At 70.2% G+C, this 22,858-nt stretch carries 19 protein-coding genes; 4 read left to right on the top strand and 15 right to left on the bottom strand.

Features of this window, described 5'->3' with window-relative positions; all coding sequences use genetic code 11:
* Nucleotides 1–28: 28 nt before the first annotated feature.
* From ftsW to J2X55_RS08660, 9 genes are all read right to left on the bottom strand, one after another.
* Nucleotides 29–1,282: a putative lipid II flippase FtsW gene (ftsW, locus tag J2X55_RS08700; RefSeq protein ID WP_309822904.1), complete on the bottom strand. Its 1,254-nt coding sequence runs from the start codon at nucleotides 1,280–1,282 to the stop codon at nucleotides 29–31.
* Between the two features lie 11 nt (nucleotides 1,283–1,293).
* Nucleotides 1,294–2,811, bottom strand: a complete 1,518-nt coding sequence (gene murD / locus J2X55_RS08695) for a UDP-N-acetylmuramoyl-L-alanine--D-glutamate ligase (RefSeq protein WP_309822903.1) — start codon at nucleotides 2,809–2,811, stop codon at nucleotides 1,294–1,296.
* Nucleotides 2,808–3,914, bottom strand: coding sequence for a phospho-N-acetylmuramoyl-pentapeptide-transferase (gene mraY, locus J2X55_RS08690; RefSeq protein ID WP_115920517.1), 1,107 nt, complete (start codon nucleotides 3,912–3,914; stop codon nucleotides 2,808–2,810). Before mraY ends, murD begins: the two co-directional genes overlap by 4 nt.
* Nucleotides 3,911–5,323, bottom strand: coding sequence for a UDP-N-acetylmuramoyl-tripeptide--D-alanyl-D-alanine ligase (gene murF / locus J2X55_RS08685; protein ID WP_309822902.1), 1,413 nt, complete (start codon nucleotides 5,321–5,323; stop codon nucleotides 3,911–3,913). The genes mraY and murF overlap by 4 nt, the downstream gene beginning before the upstream one ends.
* Nucleotides 5,324–5,385: 62 nt before the next feature.
* Complete coding sequence (locus J2X55_RS08680; RefSeq protein WP_309822901.1) at nucleotides 5,386–7,179, bottom strand: penicillin-binding protein 2; 1,794 nt, start codon at nucleotides 7,177–7,179, stop codon at nucleotides 5,386–5,388.
* Nucleotides 7,180–7,184: 5 nt separating this feature from the next.
* Complete coding sequence (locus J2X55_RS08675; RefSeq protein WP_309822900.1) at nucleotides 7,185–7,805, bottom strand: hypothetical protein; 621 nt, start codon at nucleotides 7,803–7,805, stop codon at nucleotides 7,185–7,187.
* Nucleotides 7,802–8,755 (bottom strand): 16S rRNA (cytosine(1402)-N(4))-methyltransferase RsmH, encoded by a 954-nt coding sequence (rsmH, locus tag J2X55_RS08670; protein WP_309822899.1) that lies wholly within the window; start codon nucleotides 8,753–8,755, stop codon nucleotides 7,802–7,804. Before rsmH ends, J2X55_RS08675 begins: the two co-directional genes overlap by 4 nt.
* Nucleotides 8,756–8,855: 100 nt before the next feature.
* Entirely contained in the window at nucleotides 8,856–9,287 is a 432-nt protein-coding gene (mraZ, locus tag J2X55_RS08665; RefSeq protein ID WP_115920512.1) for a division/cell wall cluster transcriptional repressor MraZ, read from the bottom strand.
* 325 nt (nucleotides 9,288–9,612) lie between these two features.
* Entirely contained in the window at nucleotides 9,613–9,993 is a 381-nt protein-coding gene (locus tag J2X55_RS08660) for a DUF3040 domain-containing protein (RefSeq protein ID WP_309822898.1), read from the bottom strand.
* A gap of 64 nt (nucleotides 9,994–10,057) precedes the next feature.
* Between J2X55_RS08660 and J2X55_RS08655 the strand changes: the two genes are divergently transcribed.
* Nucleotides 10,058–11,149: a polyprenyl synthetase family protein gene (locus tag J2X55_RS08655; protein WP_309822897.1), complete on the top strand. Its 1,092-nt coding sequence runs from the start codon at nucleotides 10,058–10,060 to the stop codon at nucleotides 11,147–11,149.
* 11 nt (nucleotides 11,150–11,160) lie between these two features.
* Here J2X55_RS08655 and J2X55_RS08650 read toward each other — a convergent pair whose 3' ends face one another.
* Nucleotides 11,161–11,505: an Rv2175c family DNA-binding protein gene (locus J2X55_RS08650; protein WP_103210659.1), complete on the bottom strand. Its 345-nt coding sequence runs from the start codon at nucleotides 11,503–11,505 to the stop codon at nucleotides 11,161–11,163.
* Between the two features lie 148 nt (nucleotides 11,506–11,653).
* On the opposite strand from J2X55_RS08650, the gene J2X55_RS08645 reads away from it, so the two are divergent.
* Both J2X55_RS08645 and pknB read left to right on the top strand, forming a co-directional pair.
* Nucleotides 11,654–12,643, top strand: coding sequence for a LysM peptidoglycan-binding domain-containing protein (locus tag J2X55_RS08645; protein WP_309822896.1), 990 nt, complete (start codon nucleotides 11,654–11,656; stop codon nucleotides 12,641–12,643).
* Nucleotides 12,644–12,710: 67 nt separating this feature from the next.
* Entirely contained in the window at nucleotides 12,711–14,663 is a 1,953-nt protein-coding gene (pknB, locus tag J2X55_RS08640; protein ID WP_309822895.1) for a Stk1 family PASTA domain-containing Ser/Thr kinase, read from the top strand.
* A gap of 130 nt (nucleotides 14,664–14,793) precedes the next feature.
* Here the strand turns inward: pknB and J2X55_RS08635 are convergent, their stop codons facing one another.
* From J2X55_RS08635 to J2X55_RS08625, 3 genes are read right to left on the bottom strand one after another with little or no spacing between them, the layout of a single operon-like run.
* On the bottom strand, nucleotides 14,794–16,131 hold the full coding sequence (locus J2X55_RS08635; protein WP_115920507.1) for a class II 3-deoxy-7-phosphoheptulonate synthase: 1,338 nt from the start codon (nucleotides 16,129–16,131) through the stop codon (nucleotides 14,794–14,796).
* A gap of 9 nt (nucleotides 16,132–16,140) precedes the next feature.
* The gene (locus tag J2X55_RS08630) at nucleotides 16,141–16,854 is read right to left on the bottom strand and encodes a lysophospholipid acyltransferase family protein (RefSeq protein ID WP_309822894.1); all 714 of its coding nucleotides are present in this window, start codon (nucleotides 16,852–16,854) and stop codon (nucleotides 16,141–16,143) included.
* A 2-nt stretch (nucleotides 16,855–16,856) separates the two neighbouring features.
* Nucleotides 16,857–17,792 (bottom strand): ROK family glucokinase, encoded by a 936-nt coding sequence (locus J2X55_RS08625; RefSeq protein ID WP_115920505.1) that lies wholly within the window; start codon nucleotides 17,790–17,792, stop codon nucleotides 16,857–16,859.
* Nucleotides 17,793–17,948: 156 nt separating this feature from the next.
* Here J2X55_RS08625 and J2X55_RS08620 point away from each other — a divergent pair, with 156 nt between their 5' ends.
* A complete protein-coding gene (locus J2X55_RS08620; RefSeq protein WP_115920503.1) occupies nucleotides 17,949–19,775 on the top strand; it encodes a long-chain fatty acid--CoA ligase in 1,827 nt (608 codons plus the stop codon).
* Between the two features lie 152 nt (nucleotides 19,776–19,927).
* Here the strand turns inward: J2X55_RS08620 and def are convergent, their stop codons facing one another.
* Nucleotides 19,928–20,419 (bottom strand): peptide deformylase, encoded by a 492-nt coding sequence (gene def, locus J2X55_RS08615; protein ID WP_115920501.1) that lies wholly within the window; start codon nucleotides 20,417–20,419, stop codon nucleotides 19,928–19,930.
* Nucleotides 20,416–22,815: a MinD/ParA family protein gene (locus J2X55_RS08610; protein ID WP_309822893.1), complete on the bottom strand. Its 2,400-nt coding sequence runs from the start codon at nucleotides 22,813–22,815 to the stop codon at nucleotides 20,416–20,418. Before J2X55_RS08610 ends, def begins: the two co-directional genes overlap by 4 nt.
* Nucleotides 22,816–22,858: the final 43 nt, after the last annotated feature.

The raw sequence follows: 22,858 nt of genomic DNA, 5'->3' as shown, positions 1-22,858 counted from the left end.
AGCGCGCCCGCGTCGCGAGCGGGGGCGGTCAGCCGCGCGAACGACGGGGGGATGCCGCGGCCCGGCGCTTCGCGCGCGGGGGCGTCTCGCTCACCGCCCGGCGATCGGGCAGCGTCCGCGCGCACGACAGCAGCACGCCGCACCCGATCAGGACCGACAGCAACGACGTCCCTCCCTGCGACATGAACGGCAGCGGCACGCCCAGCACCGGGAAGACGCGGAGCACGACGGCGACGTTGATCATGGCCTGACCGACGATCCAGATGGTGATGCCGCCGGCGACGATGCGCACGAAGGGGTCGTCGGTGCGGCGGATGACGTGGAACGCACCGACGGCGAAGAGGCCGAAGAGCAGGAGGACGACGATGCAGCCGATGAGCCCGAGCTCCTCGCCCACGATGGCGAAGATGTAGTCGTTCGCCGCGGCCGGGAGCCAGTCGTACTTCTCGGCCGAGTTGCCCAGGCCCACACCGAAGATCCCGCCCGCCGCGAGTCCCCAGATGCCGTGCAACGGCTGGTAGCAGTCGCCGAGGTAGTTGGCGATGCAGTCCTGGTCGAGGAAGCTCATGATGCGGCGCATGCGGTCGGCGCTCGTGATGGCGAACAGCGCCACCGCCCCCAGCGCACCGAGGGCGGGCAGCACGAAGATGCGCAGCTTGACGCCCGAGAAGAACAGCGCCCCCAGCAGCACGAGCACGAGGATCATCGTGGTGCCGAGGTCTTTTCCTCCCATGACCGTCGCCATGACGAGAGCGGCCACCGGCACGATCGGGATGAACACGTGGCGCCAGTCGCCGAGCAGCGTCTGCTTACGGTAGAGCACGTAGCCGAGCCACAGCGCCAGGGCGAGCTTGAGGAACTCCGCCGGCTGAGCCTGGATGCCCGCGAGGTTGATCCAGTTGCGGTTACCGTTCGCCGAGATGCCCAGCGGGGTGAAGACGAGGAGCTGGAACAGGGTCGCGAAGATCAGCGCCGGCCACGCCATGCGCTTCCAGAACCGCAGAGGCGCCCGGCTCAGGACGAACATCAGCGGGATGCCGATGACGGCGAACACGCCCTGCTTGAGCACGTGGTCGAAGGGGTTCTGCGCGCCGTCGAGGGCCGAAGTCGCCGAGAGCACCATGACCAGACCGAAACCGGTCAGCAGGAGCGCCGCGGACGTGATGAGCAGGAACTCGCTCGGCACGGGGCGGAACGCCCGACCGAGCGAGACGCGGGCCGCGAGGCCGGCACGCTCGGGTTCGCCGGGAGTCTGCCGCGGAGGAGGCGCCGTCGTGGTCACGCGAGTCCCCCTCAATCGTGCGGTCGAGAATCTCCGTCACGGCCCGCGATCCACGCCCGCACCGCTTCGGCGAATCGGTCTCCGCGGTCGGAGTAGGACGCGAACTGATCGAACGATGCCGCCGCGGGAGCCAGGAGAACGGTGTCTCCGTCCCGGGCCACACCCGCCGCCAGTTCGACGACCCGGGCCATGACGTCTTCAGTCTCGGCGTGGTCGACCTCGAACAGCGGCACCGTCGGGGCGTGTCGCTCGAACGCCGTCAAGATCTCGTCGCGCTCGGTGCCGATCACGATGACCGCCCGCACCGACGCACCACGGGCACGGACGAGCTCGCTGAGGTCGACACCCTTGAGCAGTCCCCCGACCACCCAGACGGCGCCCGGGTAGGCCGCGAGCGACGAGGCCGCCGCGTGGGGGTTCGTCGCCTTGGAGTCGTCGACCCACGTCACGCCGAGGTGTGCGCCGACGACCTGGATGCGGTGCGGGTCGAGACGGAAGCGCTCGAGCGTGTCGTGGATGTGCGCGGGGGTCGCCCCGAGAGAGCGCGCGAGGGCCGAGGCGGCGAGGATGTTCGCGACCATGTGGGGAGCCGCGAGCCCCCGCTTGGAGAGGTCGGTCACCGTCGTCAGCTCGAGGGCCGAGGTGGCGCGCTCCTCGAGGAACGCCCGATCGACGAGGATGCCGTCGACCACGCCGAGGTCGCTGGGGCCGGGGACGCCGAGGTCGAAGCCGATGGCGCGGGCGCCCTCGATCACCTCGGCGTCTTCGACCATCTCCCGGGTCGCCACGTCGGCCTTGTTGTAGACGCAGGCCACGCGCGTGCGGGCGTAGACGCCGGCCTTGGCCGCACGATACGCGTCGGCGCCGCCGTGCCACTCGAGGTGGTCGTCTGCGAGGTTGAGGCAGACCGCGGAGTGCGGGGACAGCGCGTCAGGCCCGGTCTGCAGGTTGAGGTACCAGAGCTGGTGGCTCGAGAGCTCGACGACGAGGACGTCGAAACCGCTCGGGTCGCGCACGGCGTCGAGCACGGGTGTTCCGATGTTCCCCACGGGAACCGCCCGCTGTCCCGCGGTCATGAGCATCTCGGCCGTCAGACGCGTCGTGGTGGTCTTGCCGTTCGTGCCGGTGATCAGCACCCAGTCGGCGGGGCGCCCGTCGGGCCGCACGACCTTGTCGCGCACGCGCCACGCGAGTTCGACGTCGCCCCACAGCGCGATGCCCTGCTCCTGCGTCCACGCGATCACCGGGTGATGCGGAGGGAACCCCGGGGATGCCACGACCACCTCGGGCGCGAACGCGGCCATCTCGGCGGGCACGGTGTCGAGCGGGCCCTCGTGCAGGCTCACGCCCAGCACCGGGAGGAGGCGCGAGTATTCGGCATCCGCCCGCTCGGTCACCACGAGCACCTCGGCGCCGAGCTCGGCGAGGGTGTCGGCGACGGAGAAGCCGGTCACCGACAGGCCGAGCACGACGACGCGCAGGCCCTTCCAGTCGGCGTGCCAGCTGGTGAGCGCGGAGAGGTCGGTCATACGCGTGAGAGCCATTCGACGTAGAAGAATCCGATGCCCGAGACGGCGAGGAGACCGGCGATGATCCACATGCGCACGACGATGGTGACCTCGGGCCACCCGCGCATCTCGAGGTGATGGTGCAGCGGGCTCATCAGGAAGAGCCGCTTGCCCCGGGTGATCTTGAAGTAGGCCCGCTGCAGGATGACCGAGCCGGAGGCGATGACGTAGACGCCCGCGATGAGGATGAGCAGAAGCTCGGTGCGGGTGAAGATCGCCAGTGCGGCGATGACGCCGCCGATGGCCATCGAGCCGCAGTCGCCCATGAAGACCTTCGCCTTGGGCGCGTTCCACCAGAGGAAGCCGACGAGGGCCCCCACGAAGGATGCTCCGACGATCGCGAGGTCGAAGGGGTCGCGCACGGCATAGCACCCGGCCTGCACGGTGGGATCGAGCACGTCGGCGCAGACCTGCTTGTTCTGCCAGAACGCCATGAGGCTGTACGCCCCGACCACGAAAATGCCCGAACCCGCGGCGAGACCGTCGAGACCGTCGGCGACGTTGACCGAGTTGGAGGTCGCGGTCCCGATGAGCGAGATCCAGGCCAGGTAGAGCAGCCAGCCGAGGATCGGCCCGAGCGCGAAGAACGACAGCAGCTGGATGTCGCGGAACACCGAGACGTATCCCGACGCGGCGGTCTGTCCGACCGTGTTGGGGAAGTTCAACGCCACGATCGCGAAGGGCACGGCGACGATCACCTGACCGGCGATCTTCCTCCAGCCCGAGAGCCCGAGGCTGCGCTGCTGACGGATCTTCATGTAGTCGTCGATGAACCCGACCACACCGAACCCCAGCATGAGCCAGAGGACGAGCAGACCCGAGATGGTCGGCGGGTTGTTGCCCGCGTAGGAGCCGATGAAGTACCCGACCATCGTGCCGAGGATGAAGATCGTGCCGCCCATGGTGGGCGTGCCGCGCTTGGCCCCGTGCGAGGGGTTGTGCACGTTCTCGGGGGTGCGGATGACCTGGCCCCAGCCCCACTTGCGGAACCACCGGAGGAAGACCGGGGTGAGAAAGAGGGTGAAGGCGAGCGAGATCGCAGCCGACGTCAGAAGTGATCTCACGCGAACAAGTCTCCCAGACGGTCGCCGAGGTGCCGGAGCCCCGCCGAGTTGGACGACTTCACCAGCACGCGATCGCCGTCGCGCAGTTCGGTCGAGAGGTAGTCGTAGGCCGCGTCGGCGTCGGCGAAGAAGACCGCCTCGCCGTCCCAGGAGCCCTGGGCGATGGCCTCGAGGTACATGCGGCGCGCCTCGGGGCCGATCACCACGATGCGCTGGATGCGCAGGCGGACGGCCAGGAGCCCCACCCGGTCGTGCTCCTCGTCGGCGTACTCCCCCAGCTCGCTCATCGCGCCGAGCACGGCGACGGTGCGCTCGTCGGGGCCGGTGATCTGCGCGAGCGTGCGCAGCGCCGCGGCCATGGAGTCGGGGCTCGCGTTGTACGCGTCGTTGATGATGCGCACGCGATCGGAGCCGAGCGGCTGCATGCGCCAGCGCTCGGCGATCTCGACGGTTTCGAGCCGCGCGATCGCGTCGGCCGCGGGCACGCCGAGCGCCGTGGCGGCGGCGAGGGCCGCGAGGGCGTTCATCACGTGGTGCTCGCCGAGCACGCGCAAGGTGAGGGTGAAGGGCTCACCGTCGATCAGCAGATCGGCGCGGGTCCCGGATGCCGAGACCTCGACGTCGACGGCACGCACCTCGGCCCGCTCGCCCCGGCCGAACCACCGCACGTCCTGCCCGCGCTCGCGCGCGATCGGCTCCATGGCGGCGACGCGCGGGTCGTCGGCGTTGAGGACGGCGAGACCGCCCTCGCGCGTGGCTTTCACCAGCTCGCTCTTGGCGTGGAAGGTCGACTCGATGCCGCCGAAGCCTCCGGCGTGAGCCATGCCGACCATCAGCACGACGCCGATGTCGGGGGTGACCAGACCCGCGAGGTGCGCGATGGCACCCGGGGCGCTCGCGCCGAACTCGCTCACGAGGTAGCGCGTGCCCTCGGTCACGCGGAGCATCGTGAGAGGGGCGCCGACTTCATTATTGAAGGAGGCGCGCGGCGAGACCGTCTCGCCCTCGTCCTCGAGGATGCGGGCGAGGAGGTTCTTGGTGGTCGTCTTGCCGTTGGACCCGGTGATGCCGACGATCTTGAGCTCACCCGACTCGCGGACGCGGGCCACCACGTCCTGAGCCAGGTCGCTGAGGGCGGCCACGGCATCCGGGACGACGATCTGGCTCACCGCGTCGTCGAGCTCGCGTTCGACGATCGCGAGAGCCGCGCCCCGCTCGACGGCGGTGCCGACGAAGAGATGGCCATCGGTGGTCTCGCCGGGCTTGGCGACGAAGATGCCGCCGGGTTCGATGAGGCGCGAGTCGGTGTCGACGAGACCCGACACGAGCGTGTCGGGGGTGTCGTCGCCGCGGACGACGAGACGCCCGCCGAGCACGTCGGCGAGGTGGGAGAGGCTGAGGGAGATCATTGCTGTGGGACGCCCTTTCCGGTCGCATTCGTTACCGAGACGAGACCGACGTGGGCTCTTTCTCAGCCGAACTTGGGCAGTTCGGGGGTCGTGGTTCCGGACGGGATCACCCGGTAGGACTTGAGAACCTGGGTGAGGGCCTTCTGGAACGCGGGGGCGGTGGCCGCCGACGATTTTACCGTCCGCGGTTCGTCGAGGTTGACCGCGACCACGTACTGCGGGTCGTCGGCGGGGGCGAAACCGATCATCGTGGTGAAGTACGCGTCGGGCTTGTACGCGCCCGTGTTCTCGTCGACCTTCTCACCCGTACCGGTCTTGATCGCGATGCGATAGCCGGGGATCGCGATCTTCGAGGCGAGCTCGCCCTGCGTGGCGACGTTCTCGAGCATGAGCGAGACCTCCTTCGCCGTGTCGGTCGAGATGACCTGCGTCCCGTCGGTCGAGGGGACGTCGGTGACGGTGCCGTCGGCCGCGGTGCAGCCCTCGACGATCGACAGCGGCTTCTTCACGCCCCCGTTGGCGATGGTCTGGTACGCGCCCACGAGCTGCGGAACGGTGACCGACAGGCCCTGGCCGAACGCGGTGTTGAAGAAGGTCTGCTTGTCCCAGTCCTGCACGGGGTGCAGGATGCCGCCCGACTCCCCCGGGAAGTCGATCGCGCTCGTCGTGCCCATGCCGAACTTCTGCAGGTAGTCGAATCGCGTCTGGGCGGGGATCATCTCGGCGAACTTGGAGATACCCACGTTCGAGGAGTCGATGAGAACGCCGGTCGGCGTGTAGACGTTCGGGCCGTGCGAGAACGCGTCGGACACCCGCGCCTCGCCGTCCAGCACCTCGCGTCCCGAGGCGGTGACCGTGGTCTGCGGCGTGTACGAGCCGCTGTCCAGGCCGATCGCGGTCGTGAGGGCCTTGAACGTCGAGCCGGGCTCGAAGGGACTCGAGAACGCGCGGCTGCCGCGATCCTCGGGGGCGGTGGCGGTGGGGTCGTTGGGGTCGACCGTCGGGTACTCGGCGAGGGCGCGGATCTTGCCCGTCTTGGCCTCGACCACGGTGATGGTGCCGCGCAGCGAACCGGTGTTCTGCACCTGCTCGGCGATGAGCTGCTGCAGGTACCACTGCAGGTCGCGGTCGATCGTGAGCTTGAGGGTCCCGCCGTCCACCGCGGGCTGCGTCACGACCTCGGTGCCCGGGAGCACCACGCCGTCGCGGCTCTGCTGGAAGACGACCTTGCCGTTGGTCGAGGCGAGGCAATCGTTGTCGGCCGACTCGAGGCCGGCGAGGGCCTGACCGTCGCTGCCGACGAAACCGAGCAGGTTGCCGGCGACCGCGCCATCGGGATACATGCGGCCGGCCTGGGGAGGGAAGCTGAGGAACGGCAGCCCGAGGTCGACGAGGGCGCGGTACTGCTCGGTCGAGACGCTCTTCGCGATCATCGCGTAGCGCGACTCGGGGTTGTCGGCCACGGCATCCTGGACGATCTTCTGCACGTCCGCGGCGTTCTGGCCGGTGACGCCGGCGATCTGCGCGGCGAGTTCGGGCCACTCGGTCGTGGTCTCGTCGCCGTCGTCGTCGCGGGTGGTCACTCCCTTGGCGGCGAGCATCGGGTCGATCTGCACGTCGTAGCGGTTGACGCTGGTCGCCAGCGGCACCCCGTTCTCGTCGACGATCGAACCGCGCGAGGCGTACTCGATGCGGGAGTTCTGCAGCCCCATCGAGAGCGAGTCGTCCACGTGATCGCGCGCGTTGACGACCTGGATGTCGACCAGGCGGACGACGAAGGCGATGATCACGATCAGCACGAACGCGAGGGCGACGACGGTGCGACGCCGCGGGGAACGGGAGGTTGTCGTCGTCATGGCTCTCATCGTGTCGCGGGAGTCGGCAGACCGTCGCTGATCGGCGGGGGTGTCGCCGATTGCGGGGTCGGGGCGGCCTCGGCCGGTGCGGATGCCCCGGGTGCCGCCGGAGCGGGCGTCGCCGCGCCGTTCTCGGTGGTGGCCGCTGCCGGATCGGTGACCAGCGGGACGCCCGAGATCAGCGCGTTGCTGACCGAGCCGCGACCCTTGGCATCGACCGACGATGCGGAGTCGGCCGGCTTGTCGGAGCCGATGACCGCGCCGTCGCTCAGACGCAGGTAGGTCGGCGACTCGTCGATGACCATGCCGAGCGCTGCGGCGTTGGCCGCCAGGTACTGCGGCGAGCTGAGCCCCGCGCTCTCGTCGGAGAGGATCTGCTTCTGGTAGGTCAGGTCGCGCTGCTGCTGGGTGAGCGAGGAGATCTCGAAGGAGCTCTGCGTCGTCAGGATGCCGAGACCCATCTGCACCAGCACGATCGCCAGCGCGCCGAGCACCGCGATCACGCCGAAGAGGCGCCGAGGGGCCCGACGGCGCGCGGTCGCGGGGACGACGGTGAGTCGGCGCTCGCGAACGGGCGTCGGGAAGTCGGGCAGGAAGGCCGCGTCGATGGCCTGGGGTGCACTCATGCGTCCTCCTGGATTCTCTCGGCCGCACGCAGACGCACGGGGGTGGCGCGAGGATTGACCGCGCGTTCGTCGTCGCTCGCGAGTTCGGCACCTCGGACGAGGAGTCGGAACTTCGGCGCGTGCTCGGGCAGCTCGACCGGCAGTCCGCGCGGAGCGGTCGACGTCGACGCGTCGGCGAAGACGCGCTTGACCAACCGGTCCTCGAGCGACTGGTACGACAGCACGACGATGCGTCCGCCGACGCCGAGCACGCTCAGCGCGGCCGGGATCGTCCGTTCCAGCACCGAGAGCTCGGCGTTGACCTCGATCCGCAGCGCCTGGAAGACGCGCTTGGCCGGGTGGCGCTCGCGCAGCACCGCGGCGGGCGTGGCTGCTTGCAGGACGTCGACCAGCTGTCCGGAGCGTTCGAGGGGGGCCTCGGCGCGGGCGGAGATGATGGCACGGGCGTATCGTCCCGCGAGCTTCTCTTCGCCGTAGCGCTCGAAGATGCGGCGCAGGTCGCCCTCGCCGTAGGTCGCGAGCACCTCCGCCGCCGTCACGCCGGTGGTCTGATCCATGCGCATGTCGAGGGGCGCGTCCTGCGCGTAGGCGAAGCCGCGGTCGGCGACGTCCAGCTGCAGCGACGACACGCCCAGGTCGAACAGGATGCCGTCGACCTTGTCGACTCCGGCGGTTGCCACGGCCTCGGCGATTCCGTCGTAGACGGTGTGCACGAGGGTGACGCGGTCGCCGAAGCGCGCGAGACGCTCGCCCGCGATGCGGAGGGCGTCGGTGTCGCGATCGAGGCCGATGAGGCGCGTGCCGGGAAACCTCTCGAGGAAGGCCTCGGAGTGGCCGCCCATGCCGAGCGTGCCGTCGACGAAGACGGAACCGGGCTTCTGCAGGGCAGGTCCCAGAAGCTCGGCGCAGCGCTCGAGCAGGACGGGGGTGTGGATGTCGCGGATGTCCATGATGTGTCGGGCTGAACCTTCGGACTCTGATCCCCATCCGCATCGACCTGGCGCCGGGGAAGTGCGTCAGGGCGAGCGGCTGGGCATCACAGCCGAAGGGTCAGAAGAGTCCCGGGATCACCTCCTGCTCCATCTCGGCGTACGTCTCTTCGTTGCTCTCCGCGTAGGAGTTCCACGCCTCGGCGTCCCAGATCTCGGCGTGCGCTCCCACGCCGGTGACGACGAGCTCGCGCCCGAGACCCGCGTAGCTGCGCAGGGCGGGCGGGACGGTGATGCGGTTCTGACTGTCGGGCTTCTCGGCGCTCGCCCCCGAGAGGAACATGCGCAGGAAGTCGCGGGCCTGCTTGTTGCTGAGCGGGGCCTCGCGGATCCGCTCGTGAACGCGCTCGAACTCCTCGGTGCTGAACACGTAGAGGCAGCGATCCTGCCCGCGCGTGATCACCACTCCGGCGCCGAGATCGTCACGGAACTTCGCCGGCAGGATGACCCGACCTTTGTCGTCGAGCTTGGGTGTGTGCGTTCCGAGCAGCATTCGGGCGTCCACCCCCTTCGTCCGGCCTGCGAAGTTTCCCCCACTTTACTCCACCGTCCTCCACTTCGCTATGGCAATCGCGGGTCTTCTGCGGAGAACAGCGGCCGTGTACTGTGTTCGACCACCCGGGCCTATGTGATCGAATCCCCCGTCTTTCCGGGGCAATTCGGGGATTCCTCGCGCGGGCGGCGGCCCCGGTGGAGGAAAAGGGAGCGATTCGCGGACCGCTGCTCGCTCCCCCACGAATCCCGCGGACGAGTTTCCGGGCGCACAAAAAAGCACCGGCTCCGAAGAGCCGGTGCTGAGATGCGAGGGATGCCGGGGCTCAGGGCCCGTCGTGGCGGCGATCCCAGCGCTCGTTCATGCGGTCCATGAACGAGGAGCCGGAAGCGCGGGCCGGGCGGGGCTTGGCCGCGGTGGGCGCCGCCGGGACGGCGCCACGGGTGGGGGTCACGGCGAACACGACACCGCCGACCATGAGCAGGAAGCCGAGGACGCCGACGGCGATGCCGACGAAGCCCGTGGTGAACCCGATCGAGACACCCGCGACGAGACCGCCGAGACCGGCCAGCACGAGGATCGAGCCGAGGACGATGTTGCGGTAGCTGAGGGCACGACTGGGGGCGGACACCACATCGGTGTCGTTGCTCATGAGATGGCGCTCCATCTCGTCCAGCAGACGCTGCTCCTGCTCTGACAGTGGCATGCATCCCCCTCTGTTGTTCGTTGCGGACGATTCTACGCGCGGCCTGGATCACTAGGCTAGGCCTGTGGAGACCTCCCCGGAACCGATCGAAGCTGTTTCCCAGCGACTCGACAAGTTCCTCTCGGAACAGCTATCGTACGCCTCCGCACTGGGCCCAGAGGCCGTGACGTTCACCCGTTCGGGAGCGTCGGCGCTGCAGGGTGGCAAGCGCCTGCGGGCCCGCTTCTGCCTCGCCGGCTGGCGTGCCGTTCGCGCCCTCGACGCACCGGCCGCTCACGCGTTCGACGAGCCCGCACTGGCCGTGGCCACCTCGCTCGAGATCTTCCACGCGGCCGCCCTCGTCCACGACGACCTCGTCGACAACAGCGACACCCGCCGGGGTCAGCCCGCGGCGCACCGCGCGCTGCAGAGAACCCATCAGGATGCCGACTGGGCCGGGGACTCCGACGCGTTCGGTCGCTCCGGCGCGATCCTGCTCGGAGATCTGCTCGTCGCGTGGAGCGACGACCTGCTCGAAGAGGGCCTGAGAGACCATCCCCACGCCGCCCCGACCCGCCGCGCCTACGCGCGGATGCGTCGCGACGTGACGATCGGCCAGTTCCTGGACGTCGCCGAGGAATCCGCATACACCGTCTACTCCGACGACACCCACGCCGAGCGAGCGCTGCGCATCGCCTCGTACAAGTCCGCGCGCTACAGCATCCAGCAGCCCCTCCAGATCGGAGCAGCTCTCGCCGGCGCCGACGAGGCCCAGCTCGATGCCCTCGGCGACTTCGGTCACGAGGTCGGTATGGCCTTCCAACTGCGCGACGACGTCCTCGGCGTCTTCGGCGACAGCGCCGTCACCGGCAAGCCGGTCGGCGACGACCTGCGCGAGGGCAAGCGCACGGTCCTCGTGGCCTACGCCCGTGAGGTGCTCCCGACCGATGAGCGCGCGCGATTCGACGCCGTCCTCGGCGACCCCGCCCTCACCCCCGCGCAGATCGCGGCTCTGCAGCACACGATCGTCGACACCGGCGCGCTGGAGCGCACGGAAGCGCTGATCACCGAGTACGCACGCCTCGCCGATGTCGCGCTGGCCGATGCGCGGGTCGACACGAGGGCGCTGGACGACCTGCGCGCCCTCGCGCGCGCGGCCACCGAGCGGACGGCCTGACGCCGGAGGGCTCAGGCCAGGGTCGCGGCGACCCGGCGGACCTCGCTCTTGCGTCCGGCGAGCAGAGCCTCGATGGGGGCCATGCCGATGGTCTCTTCGGGGCTCAGGAGCCAGTCGATGGTCTCGTCGGGGTCGAACCCGGCGTCGTGCAGGACGATGATCGTGCCGCGCAGCGATGCGAGCGGGCGCCCGTCGACGATGAAGACGGCCGGCACCTTGAAGACGCCCTCGCGGCGCGAGCCGACGAGGTAGTGCTCGTCGAAGAGGCGGCGGACGCGTCCGAGCGATTCGTCGAGCAACTCGACCAGATCGGGAATCGTCAGCCACGCGGTCTCGTAACGGGAAGTCTCGCTCACGCCCCCATTCTCGCATTCCCGCCGACCTGGGCCGCCCGCGACCGCATCGGTCCCCTCGGTCACAGCAGTCACAACAGTCACTTTCGTTGACATCAGCCCCGAGGCATGCCAGCGTGTCGGGCAGTCGAACGAACGGAATCCCCCCACCATGCGACGACTCACGCAGTCCCCCCTGCCCACGCGACGCCGCGCGGCTGCCATCTGGCCGGCCGCCGTGGCCGGCACGATCGCCCTGACCCTCACCGCCGAGCACGCCGCTCACGCCGCGCCACCCGAACCGGCGCGAACCGTGCTGCCGCCGGTGCCTCGCGCGATCGCGGTACCGACCCTCGCCGCTGTCACCGCCCCCACGACGTACACGGTCCGCGCGGGCGACACGGTGTGGGGCATCGCCCGCGCGCACGGTCTCGACACCGCCGCGGTCCTCGCGGCGAACGGCCTGACGTCCGACAGTGTCATCCGCCCGGGTCAGGTCCTCGCGCTCACGCCCGCCGCCACGGCTGCTCCTGCCGCGCCCACCGCGCCCGCGCCCACCGCGCCCCGGTCGCAGGAGATCCGCCCGGGCGACACCGTCTCGGCGATCGCGCGTGCGCACGGCGTCTCGCTCGACGCCGTCCTGACGGCGAACGGGCTCACCCGCGCGTCGATCATCTACCCCGGCGACGTCCTGCAGATCCCCGCGGCATCGCCCGCGCCCGCCCCCGCCGCCGTCGCCCCCGCCACCGCGCCCGGGTTGGACGCGGAGCAATCCGAGAACGCGCGCCTCATCATCCGGATCGGACGCGAACTCGGCGTGCCGGACCGCGGCATCCTCATCGCCCTCGGCACCGCGATGCAGGAGTCGTGGCTGCGCAACCTCGACTGGGGCGACCGCGATTCGCTCGGCCTCTTCCAGCAACGCCCCAGCACGGGGTGGGGGACGCCGGACCAGATCCGCGATCGGGAGCGGTCGACCCGCGTGTTCTACGGCGGGGCGGCCGACCCCAACGGCGCAGCGACCCGCGGCCTGCTCGACATTCCCGGCTGGGAGCAGCTCGCCTACACCGACGCCGCGCAGGCGGTGCAGATCTCCGCCTACCCCGATCGGTACGCCCAGTGGGAGCAACCCGCCACCACCTGGCTCGCCGCGCTCGGCTGATCTTCTCGCCCCAGGTCAGGGTGAGCCGCTCCCCGGGCTCACAGGGGGCGCTCCGTAGACTCGACCTGTGAGCACGAGTCAGCAGGCAGACCCGCTGATCGGCCGTCTCGTCGACGGCCGGTACCGGGTCCGCGCGCGCATCGCGCGCGGCGGCATGGCGACCGTGTACGTGGCGACCGACCTGCGCCTCGAGCGCCGCGTCGCGCTGAAGGTCATGCACGGCCACCTCAGCGACGACACAGTGTTCCAGAGCCGCTTCATCCAGGAGGCCCGTTCGGCCGCCCGACTGAGCGACCCCCACGTCGTGAACGTGTTCGATCAGGGCCAGGACGGCGAGATGGCCTACCTGGTCATGGAGTACCTGCCGGGCATCACCCTGCGCGAACTGCTCCGCGAGCACCGGCGCCTCACGGTCGATCAGACCCTCACGATCATGGATGCCATCCTCTCGGGGCTCGCGGCCGCGCATCGGGCCGGGATCGTCCACCGCGACGTGAAGCCCGAGAACGTCCTGCTGGCCGAGGACGGCCGCATCAAGATCGGCGATTTCGGCCTGGCGCGCGCGACCACGGCGAACACCGCCAGCGGCGCCCAGCTCATGGGCACCATCGCCTACCTGGCGCCCGAGCTCGTCACCCGCGGCACCGCCGATGCGCGCAGCGACATCTACTCGCTCGGCATCATGCTCTACGAGATGCTCGTCGGCGAGCAGCCGTACAAGGGCGAGCAGCCCATGCAGATCGCCTACCAGCACGCCACCGACTCGGTGCCGCGCCCGAGCGCCAAGAACCCGGGGGTCCCCGAGCATCTCGACGAGCTCGTGCTCTGGTCGACCGAACGAGAGCCAGGAGATCGCCCCCTCGATGCCGGTGCGATGCTCGAGCGCCTCCGCGCGATCGAGAAAGAACTCGGCCTGGCACCCCAGGTCGCCCGCGCCGTGGCCGTGGGCACCACGGGTCCCGCCAGCGCTGCGGAATCGCGCGAGCTGACCAAGGTGCTCCCGCAGACGGCATCCCTCCCCTCCGCCACCATCGACGAGCCCGACAACGCCGCGCGCCTTCGCACGCGCACGCGCCGGCGCACGACGCGGGGCGCGTGGCTCCTCGCCCTGGTGCTGCTGCTCGCCGGCGGAGCGGGCTTCACCGGCTGGTACTTCGGATCGGGCCCGGGTTCGCTCGTCGCCGTCCCCGACATCTCGGGCCGCAGCTTCGCCGACGCCGAAGCCCTGCTGACCGCTCAGCAGCTGCAGGCGCAGGCGCAAGAGGTCACCGACCGCGAGATCCCCTCCGGCACCACGGTCGGATCCGACCCCGGCCCCGGGGAACGTCTCGACAAAGAGACGGTCGTCACCGTCTTCGTCTCGATCGGACCGGCGACCCACCAGATCCCGGCCCTCGCCGGCAAGAGCGCCGACGAGGTGCGCTCGATCCTCGAGCAGGCTTTCGTCGGCGTCGCCGGCGACCCCGAGCGTCAGTTCGCCGATCCGGCCGACGGCACGGTCCTGGGCGCCTCGGTCATCCCCCGCTCCGGCGGCGATGCGATCGACTGCACGCAGGGCTGCACCGTGTCCGAGGGAGACGCGGCCTCGCTCGTGGTCTCGCTCGGCCCGATCCCCGACGTCACCGGCGATTCCCGCTCACAGGCGCAGCGCGCCCTCGACGGCGTCGGGCTGAAGTCATCGGTGAGCGAGGAGTACAGCAACTCCGTGGCATCCGGCAATGTCATCGCCATGGGCCAGCGCGACGGCGGCGGCAACTGGCGCCCCGGTGACACGGTCCCTCTGCGCGTGTCGATCGGACCCAAGCCCGTCGAGATCCCCGGCAACGTCGTCGGGATGTCGATCCGGGATGCCGTGAAGACGCTCGAGGCGCTCGGTTTCGAGGTCAACGCGGGTATCGACGACGGAACGCTTCCCCTGGGCTTCAAGTACTGGGACATCTACAAGGTGCGCGCGACGAACCCCAAGGCGGGGACGACCGCTCCGCAGGGGTCGACGATCACGCTAACGCCGACGCTGTAGCGATTCGCGCCGCCCACGCGCGCGGGGTCTCGCGCTCCCCGGCGACAGATCGGTGCGCCCGCGCACGCCATCCGCAACGACCGACGCCCCCGACCTCGCGGTCGGGGGCGTCGTCTTACGCGAACAGGGGTCAGCGGTTCTCGAGCTCCTCGGCCACGAGGAACGCGAGCTCCAGGCTCTGCCGGTGGTTCAGGCGCGGGTCGCACAGGCTCTCGTAGCGCGTCGCGAGGGTCGCCTCGTCGATCTGCTCCGAACCGCCCAGGCACTCGGTGACGTCGTCTCCGGTGAGCTCGACGTGGATGCCGCCGGGGTGCGTGCCCACCGAGCGGTGCGCCTCGAAGAACCCGCGCACCTCGTCGACCACGTCGTCGAAACGACGCGTCTTGTAACCGGTGGGCGTGGTGATGCCGTTGCCGTGCATGGGATCGGTGACCCAGAGCGGGGTCGCGCCCGAGTCGCGCACGGCCTCGAGCAACGGCGGCAGGGCATCGCGGATCTTGCCCGCGCCCATGCGCGTGATGAACGTCAGGCGCCCGGGCTCGCGGTCGGGGTCAAGCTTGTCGATCAGCGCCAGAGCGGTCTCGGCCGTCGTGGTGGGGCCGAGCTTCACCCCGATGGGGTTGCGGATCTTCGAGAAGTAGTCGACGTGCGCGCCGTCGAGCTCGCGCGTGCGCTCGCCGATCCACTGGAAGTGCGACGAGGTGTTGTACGGCTCACCCGTGCGCGAGTCGATGCGCGTCATCGGGCGCTCGTAGTCCATGAGCAGACCCTCGTGGCCGGTGTAGAACTCGACGCGCGTGAGCTCGTCGAAATCGGCGCCGGCGGCCTCCATGAACTTGATGGCTCGGTCGATCTCGGTCGCCATGCTCTCGTAGGCCTGGTTGGCCGGGGTGCTCGCGAAGCCCTTGTTCCAGCTGTGAACCTCGCGGAGGTCGGCGAAGCCGCCCTGGGTGAACGCGCGGATGAGGTTCAGGGTCGACGCGGCCGTGTGGTAGCCCTTGAGCAGGCGTGCGGGGTCGGCCTTCCGCGACTCCTCGGTGAAGTCGTACCCGTTGACGATGTCGCCGCGGTACGCCGGAAGCGTCACGTCGCCCCGCGTCTCGACGTCGCTCGAGCGCGGCTTGGCGAACTGCCCCGCCATGCGGCCCATCTTGACCACGGGCATCGAGGCGCCGTAGGTGAGGACGACGGCCATCTGGAGCACGGTCTTGATGCGGTTGCGGATCTGCTCGGCGGTCGCGCCGGCGAAGGTCTCGGCGCAGTCACCGCCCTGCAGGAGGAACGCCTGGCCGGCGGCGGCGCGCGCGAGGCGCTCGCGCAGGATGTCGACCTCGCCGGCGAAGACCAGCGGAGGGAGGGTCGAGAGTTCTGCGGACGCCGCGGCCACAGCGGCCTCGTCATACCACTGCGGCTGCTGCTTGATGGGCAGGGTTCGCCAGTGGTCGAGGTCGTGGAGCTGCTGATTCACCCCTGAAGTCTAGTGGCGCGAGGCCGGCGCCTTCGCCGCCTCCGACGTGGCGAGACGGTCCTTCACGGTCGAGGCGTAGACGTCCTCGTAGCGCTGCTCGCCGAGACGCTGCAGGGCCACCATGATCTCGTCGGTGACCGAACGGAGCACGTAGCGATCGCCCTCCATGCCCTCGAAGCGCGAGAAGTCCAAGGGCTCGCCGATCACGATCCCGACGCGACCGACGCGGGGCAGACGCTGACCGATGGGCATGACGGCGCCGGTGTCGACCATGACCACCGGTACGACCGGAACGCGTGCTTCGAGGGCCATGCGTGCGATGCCCGTGCGGCCGCGGTACAGGGTGCCGTCGGGGCTGCGGGTGCCCTCGGGATAGATGCCGAGCAGTTCGCCGCGTCCGAGCACCCCGAGGCCCGTGTTGAGTGAGGCCTCCGAGGCCTTGCCGCCCGAGCGGTCGATGGGCAGCTGGCCCGTCGCGGTGAAGAACATGCGGGTGGCCCAGCCCTTGAGGCCCTTGCCGGTGAAGTAGTCGCTCTTGGCGAGGAACGCCATCCGGCGATCGATCATGAGGGGCAGGAAGATCGAGTCGGAGAACGACAGGTGGTTGCTCGCGAGGATCGCGGCGCCCTCGACGGGGATGTTGCGCCGGCCCACCATCCACGGGCGGAACACGGCCTTGATGACCGGCCCGATCACCACGTACTTCATGAGCCAGTAGAACATCGTCAGCGCTCCTTTCCGGCCAGGTCCGCGACTCCGATGAGACCGGCGTCGTTGCCCAGTCGCGCGATGGCGAACTCCGCGACCGGACGCTCACCGTATCCCGGGAGCGAGGTCTCGTACGCGAGCTTGACGGGCTCGAGCAAGTCGGCGCCGAGCTGCGCCACTCCCCCGCCGATGACGAACACCTCGGGGTCGAGCACGGCCTGGAAGCCTCCGCACGCCTCGCCGAGGGCGGTGGCCACGCGGCGCAGGGCCTCGACGGCCCCGGGGTCGCCGGCCAGCACGAGGCGCGAGACGGCGGGCCCAGGGATCGCCCCCCGCTCCTCGCGGACCGCCGCGAGGGCAGCCCCCATCCCGCCCTCGTCGGCGATGGCGTTGGCCTCGCGCTGCAGCGCGCGACCCGAGGCGTACTGCTCGAGGCATCCGTTCTGCCCGCATCCGCAGGGGTGGCCCCCGCGCACGAAACGCATATGGCCGAGCTCGGCGCCGATGCCGTGTCCTCCGCGGAAGAGTTCGCCGTCGGTGACCACTGCGCCGCCGACGCCGGTGCCCATCGTGAGCATGACCATGTCCCGTACGCCCTGGCCGGCGCCGAAACGGTACTCGCCCCACCCGGCGGCGTTCGCGTCGTTCTCGATCGTGACGGGGGCGTCGAGGCGCTGCTCGAGCCGCGCACGCAGGGGCTCGTCGCGCCAGTCGATGTTCGGCGCGTAGATCACGGTGCTGCGGTCGCGGCTGATGAAGCCGGCCGCCGCCACGCCGATCGCGTGGATCCGGTGCGCGCGGCGCAGATGGTCGGCCATGTCGACCACGGCGTCCACCAGGGCCGCGGGGTCGATGGGAGTGTCGACGCGGAGCTTCTCGACGATGGTGCCGTCCTCGTCGACGACGCCCCCCGCGATCTTCGTTCCCCCGATGTCGATGCCGACGTTGCGCACCGTTCTCCCTTCCGGGCCCGCCGTGCGGCTCGGCCCGGAGAAGTCTAGCCATCCCCCGCAGCCGGGGAGGAAGCACGGCGCTCTCGGGGGAGAGCGCATCCATACGGATAGACTCGTCCAACCGCTCGACGTTCTTCCGGTGCCAAAGGAGTTGCCGTGATCCAGTTCGATCAACCCGCCCTCGTTCCCGCAGACCCCGACGCCAACGCGTCCGACCTGCTCGCCGACCGCGTCCGCGCCACCCCCGACCGGCCGCTGTTCGCGGTCCCCGACCGCGACGGGTGGCGCGATGTCACCGCCGTCGAGTTCGAACGGCAGGTCATCGCCCTCGCGAAGGGCTTCGTCGCCGCGGGCGTCCAGCCGGGTGAGAAGGTGGGGTTCATCGCCCGCACCACCTACGACTGGACGCTGGTCGACTTCGCGCTTTTCTATGCCGGAGCCATCATGGTCCCGGTCTACGAGACCAGTTCGCCGTCGCAGATCTCGTGGATCCTGTCCGACTCCGGCGCCATCGCGGTCGTCCTCGAGTCACCGGAGCATGCCGAGCGTCTCGACGAGGTGCGCAGCGACCTCCCCCTCGTCCGTGAGGTGTGGTCGATGCACTCGGGCGCCCTCGACGCCCTGGTCGCGGGCGGCACGCACATCACCGACGAAGAGATCGAGCGCCGCCGCCACCTGGCGAAGGCCTCCGACGTCGCGACCCTCATCTACACCTCGGGGTCCACCGGCCGCCCGAAGGGCTGCGTCCTCGTCCACAGCAATTTCGTCGAGCTGGCGCGCAACTCCGCGAAGTCGCTGCACGAGGTCGTCGAGACCCCCGGTGCCTCGACCCTGCTGTTCATCACGACGGCGCACGTCTTCGCACGCTTCATCTCGTTGCTCAATGTGCACGCGGGGGTGAAGACGGGCCACCAGCCCGACACGAAGCAGCTGCTCCCGGCGCTCGGCAGCTTCCGCCCCACCTTCCTCCTCGCGGTCCCCCGCGTCTTCGAGAAGGTCTACAACTCCGCCGAGCAGAAGGCCGAGGCCGGCGGCAAGGGCAAGATCTTCCGCGCCGCCGCCGACGCGGCGATCGAGCACTCCCAGCGTCTGCAGGACGGCAAGTCGATCCCCCTGCTGCTCAAGATCAAATTCGCCCTCTTCGACAAGCTGGTCTATTCCAAGCTCAGGGATGCCATGGGCGGCAACATCGTCTACGCGGTGTCGGGCTCGGCTCCCCTCGGCCCCCGCCTGGGCCACTTCTTCCGCAGCCTCGGCGTCGTCATCCTCGAGGGGTACGGTCTCACCGAGACCACGGCGCCGGCCACGGTGAACCTCGCCACGAAGTCGAAGATCGGCACCGTCGGCCCCGTCCTGCCCGGTGTCGGCGTCCGTCTCGCCGACGACGGTGAGATCCAGGTGCGCGGCATCAACGTCTTCCGCGAGTACTGGCAGAACCCCGAGGCCACCGCCGAGGCGTTCGACGGGGAGTGGTTCAAGACGGGCGATATCGGCGCCTTCGACAGCGACGGGTTCCTGGCCATCACGGGCCGCAAGAAAGAGATCATCGTCACCGCGGGCGGAAAGAACGTCGCGCCCGCGGCCCTCGAGGACCCGATCCGCGCGAACCCGATCGTCGGACAGGTGGTGGTCGTGGGCGATCACAAGCCGTTCATCGCGGCGCTGGTGACACTCGACACCGAGATGCTGCCGACCTGGCTGGCCAACAACGGACTGCCCGCCGACATGCCGCTCGCCGAGGCGGCCGAGAACGACAAGGTGCGCGCCGAGGTGCAGGGCGCGATCGACCGAGCCAACACGCGGGTCTCGCGCGCGGAATCGATCCGCAAGTTCACGATCCTCCCGACCGAGTGGACCGAGGCGAGCGGCCATCTGACGCCCAAGATGAGCATCAAGCGAAACGTCATCGTGGCCGACTTCGCCGATGCGATCGAGGACATCTACGCCGTGCCGGTGAACACGACGAACGTCTCGCTCCCCTGACGCGTGATGCGACGACGGCCCGGTCCCCTCGGGGCCGGGCCGTTGCATTTCCGGGCACGACCTCAGCCCGAAAAGCGACGGACGACCGAGGTCGCGCGGAGTATGCAGAGGGGCCCGGATGCCGGCATCCGGGCCCCTCTGCACGGCTCAGGTCAGAACCAGTCGCTCTCGCGCACCTGGCGCATGGCCTCGCGGCGCGTCTCGGCGGACAAGCGCGAGAGGTACAGCATGCCGTCGAGGTGGTCGGTCTCGTGTTGCAGCGCCTGGGCGAGCAGTCCCTCGCCCTCGAGGACGACCTCGTTGCCGTCAAGGTCCATGCCGACCACCTTCGCCCATGGGTAGCGCAGGGCGTCGTGCCAGAGACCCGGCACCGAGAGGCAGCCCTCCCCCACCGGCTCGGGTTCTCCGCGCGTCTCGACGAGCACGGGGTTCAGCACGTAGCCGATGTCGCCGTCGATGTTGTAGCTGAAGGCGCGCAGACCCACGCCGATCTGCGGCGCGGCGACTCCCGCGCGGCCGGGCAGCTCGACCGTGTCGAGGAGGTCTTGGACGAGGGCACGGATGCCGTCGTCGATCTGCTCGATGGGCGCACTCGTCGCCCGCAGGACGGGGTCGCCGAACAGGCGGATCGGGCGGACGGTCATGCCGCTGCCGCCGGGGTGCGCAGGCCTTCGACCACGGCCGCTGCCAGCTCCCGCGCGGCCTGACGGGTCGAGGGCTGGAGGTCACGGAAGGTGATCGCGCTGCCCGCGGCGATGCGTGCGTCGTACGGCATGCGGATCACGGTGCGCACGCGCGAGCGGAAGTGCGCCTCGAGTTCGCTCTCGCGCACCAGCGGCGTGCCGGGGCGCGAGTTGTTCAGCACCACGACCGCGTCGCGGACCCGCGACGCGTAGCCGTTGGTCTCGAGCCAGGTCAGTGTCTCGGAGGCGAGACGCGCCTCGTCGACCGAGAGACCGGCGACGATCACCAGGGTGTCGGCGAGCTCGAGCGTCGCACCCATGACCGAGTGCACGATCCCGGTGCCCGTGTCGGTGAGGACGATCGAGTAGTAGTGCGCGGCGACGTCGGCCACCTGACGGTAGTCGTCGTCGCTGAACGCCTCGGACACCCGCGGATCGGAATCGGATGCCAGGACGTCGAGGCGCGTGGCATCCCGGGCGACGATCGACGAGACGTCGTTGTAGCCGACCATCTCGTCGTGCGAACGGACGAGGTCGCGGACCGTGCGGCCGTTCGGGCGGCCCACGCGATCGGCGAGAGTCCCGCGGTCGGGGTTGGCGTCGACCGCGATGATGCGGTCGTCGCGCGCGTCGGCGAGGGCCATGCCCAGAAGCGAGGTGATGGTGGTCTTGCCCACCCCGCCCTTGCGCGAGAGGACCGGCACGAAGCGAGCCCCACCGGCGAGGGGCGCGGCGATCCGACGGTCGAGATCCTTGCGCTGACGCGCGCGACGACCGTCACCGAGGTTGATGCGGTGACGCGAGACGGAGTAGACGAGCTGCTGCCAGAGACCTTCGGGCTCGGGACGCGCGATCTGGCGCGGGTCGAGGAGACGGTCGGCGGTGAGCAGGTCGGCGCTCTCGCGCTCGTCGTCGATCTGACCGATGCGCTTCGAGGTGAGCGCGACCTCGGGAGCGGGCGTGCGGACGCGCTCCAGCGCGTGAGCGCGGTCGACGCGAGCGGCCGCGTCCGCGGCGCGGGCCGCGTCGTCGGCCTGGTGTGCGCTGCGACGCGTGAGCGGGATCGTTCCGATCACGCCCGTCGCGGCGCGCTGGGCGCGCGTGGTCGGCACCGGTGCGGGGGCGGCGTCGATCTCGGGCCGTGCGACGGCGGCGGCCTCGACTTCGGTGGCGGCTACCGCCGCGGGCTGCGGGTCCACCGCGGTGTCCGGGCGCGGCGCGTCGGTCGTCGGCGGGGTGGCATCGGTCGTTGCCGCCCCGATCTCGCGCTCATCGACACCGGCGTCGTCGACGTCCGCAGACGGGGCCGAGGATGCCCCGGCCTCTTCGACGGTGACGTCTTCGGGCTCGATGTGCGCGGGCTCGACGTGCGCGGGCTCGGCGTGAGGGGGCTCGACGTGCGCGGGCACAGCGTCCTGCGCGGGGGCATCCGCGGGCTCGTCGACGGCCGCGGGAACCCACGGTGCGTGCGTGAGCTGCGGCGCGGTGTCGCTCTCGACGCCGGACTCGTCGTTCGTCTCCGACGGGTCGAGCGTCGCGGGCTCATCGTCGGCCGGTGCGTGGTCGTCTTCGATACCGTCCGCGCCGGCGACGACGTCGACCGGTTCGGCGGCATCGGCTTCGAACAGCTCGACGTCGTCGACGATCTCGGCATCGGCGAGATCCTCGGCTCGCTGGTCCGCCTCCGCCGCCTCGACCCCGTCGGTCTCGGGGTCGACCGCCGCGAGCACGTCGTCGTCCGCGAGGAAGCCGTCGCGCTCCTCATCGGAACCGACGGGCTCGTCGTCTCCGAGCATCTCGTCAGCCTCCACCGACGCCGCGCCCTCCGGGGCATCTTCGAGCTCCTGCTGGTCGCCGGACGGCTCCGCCGCGGCGTCGGAAGAGCTCTCGTCACCGGCTGCTTCCGCGGCCGCCGGGTGCTCGGCATCCGGGGCCTCGTTCGCGGTGGGCTCGTGGGGCGGTTCCTCGATCACCTCGGCATCGTGCACGTCGTCGTCGGCGAACGGCTCCGCTGCCTCGTCCGTGTCCTGCGGCTCGAGGATGATGTCGCCGGTCGGGAGCTGCTCGACGTGGGGGTCGTGCACGATGTCGTCGCGTGCGTCGGTGTCGGCGGGCGCCGCGGAGGGGGTGCGCGGCGCGTCGAGGGCGGCCAGGTCGGCCTCGTCGAGGGGGATCTCGTCTTCGATCACGTCGTCGTCGAGATCGTCGTCGTCGCTGGCCACGGGCAGGTCGACGTTGACCTGCGCGATGTGCCCACCGAGGATCGTGATGCTGGCCGTGTCGAGGTTCCCGCTCTCTTCGAGCACGCCGTGCTCGGCGTTCTCGTCGGGGTTCGCGTCGGTGCGGTCGGGGGTCACTGCAGTCTCCAAACGGGAAGAGGGCGCGAAAGCGCCCCCTCCC

The organism is Microbacterium sp. 1154 (assembly GCF_031455375.1).
GTDB lineage: Bacteria > Actinomycetota > Actinomycetes > Actinomycetales > Microbacteriaceae > Microbacterium.
This window is presented reverse-complemented; position numbering and strand designations above follow the sequence as displayed.

Coding starts and splice junctions, on each gene's coding strand:
- J2X55_RS08660 (WP_309822898.1), bottom strand. CDS start 9,993: ATGCCACTGTCAGAGCAGGAGCAGCGTCTGCTGGACGAGATGGAGCGC.
- murD (WP_309822903.1), bottom strand. CDS start 2,811: ATGACCGACCTCTCCGCGCTCACCAGCTGGCACGCCGACTGGAAGGGC.
- J2X55_RS08630 (WP_309822894.1), bottom strand. CDS start 16,854: ATGTTCTACTGGCTCATGAAGTACGTGGTGATCGGGCCGGTCATCAAG.
- murF (WP_309822902.1), bottom strand. CDS start 5,323: ATGATCTCCCTCAGCCTCTCCCACCTCGCCGACGTGCTCGGCGGGCGT.
- def (WP_115920501.1), bottom strand. CDS start 20,419: ATGACCGTCCGCCCGATCCGCCTGTTCGGCGACCCCGTCCTGCGGGCG.
- J2X55_RS08680 (WP_309822901.1), bottom strand. CDS start 7,179: ATGACGACGACAACCTCCCGTTCCCCGCGGCGTCGCACCGTCGTCGCC.
- rsmH (WP_309822899.1), bottom strand. CDS start 8,755: ATGGACATCCGCGACATCCACACCCCCGTCCTGCTCGAGCGCTGCGCC.
- J2X55_RS08645 (WP_309822896.1), top strand. CDS start 11,654: ATGCGACGACTCACGCAGTCCCCCCTGCCCACGCGACGCCGCGCGGCT.
- mraZ (WP_115920512.1), bottom strand. CDS start 9,287: ATGCTGCTCGGAACGCACACACCCAAGCTCGACGACAAAGGTCGGGTC.
- J2X55_RS08675 (WP_309822900.1), bottom strand. CDS start 7,805: ATGAGTGCACCCCAGGCCATCGACGCGGCCTTCCTGCCCGACTTCCCG.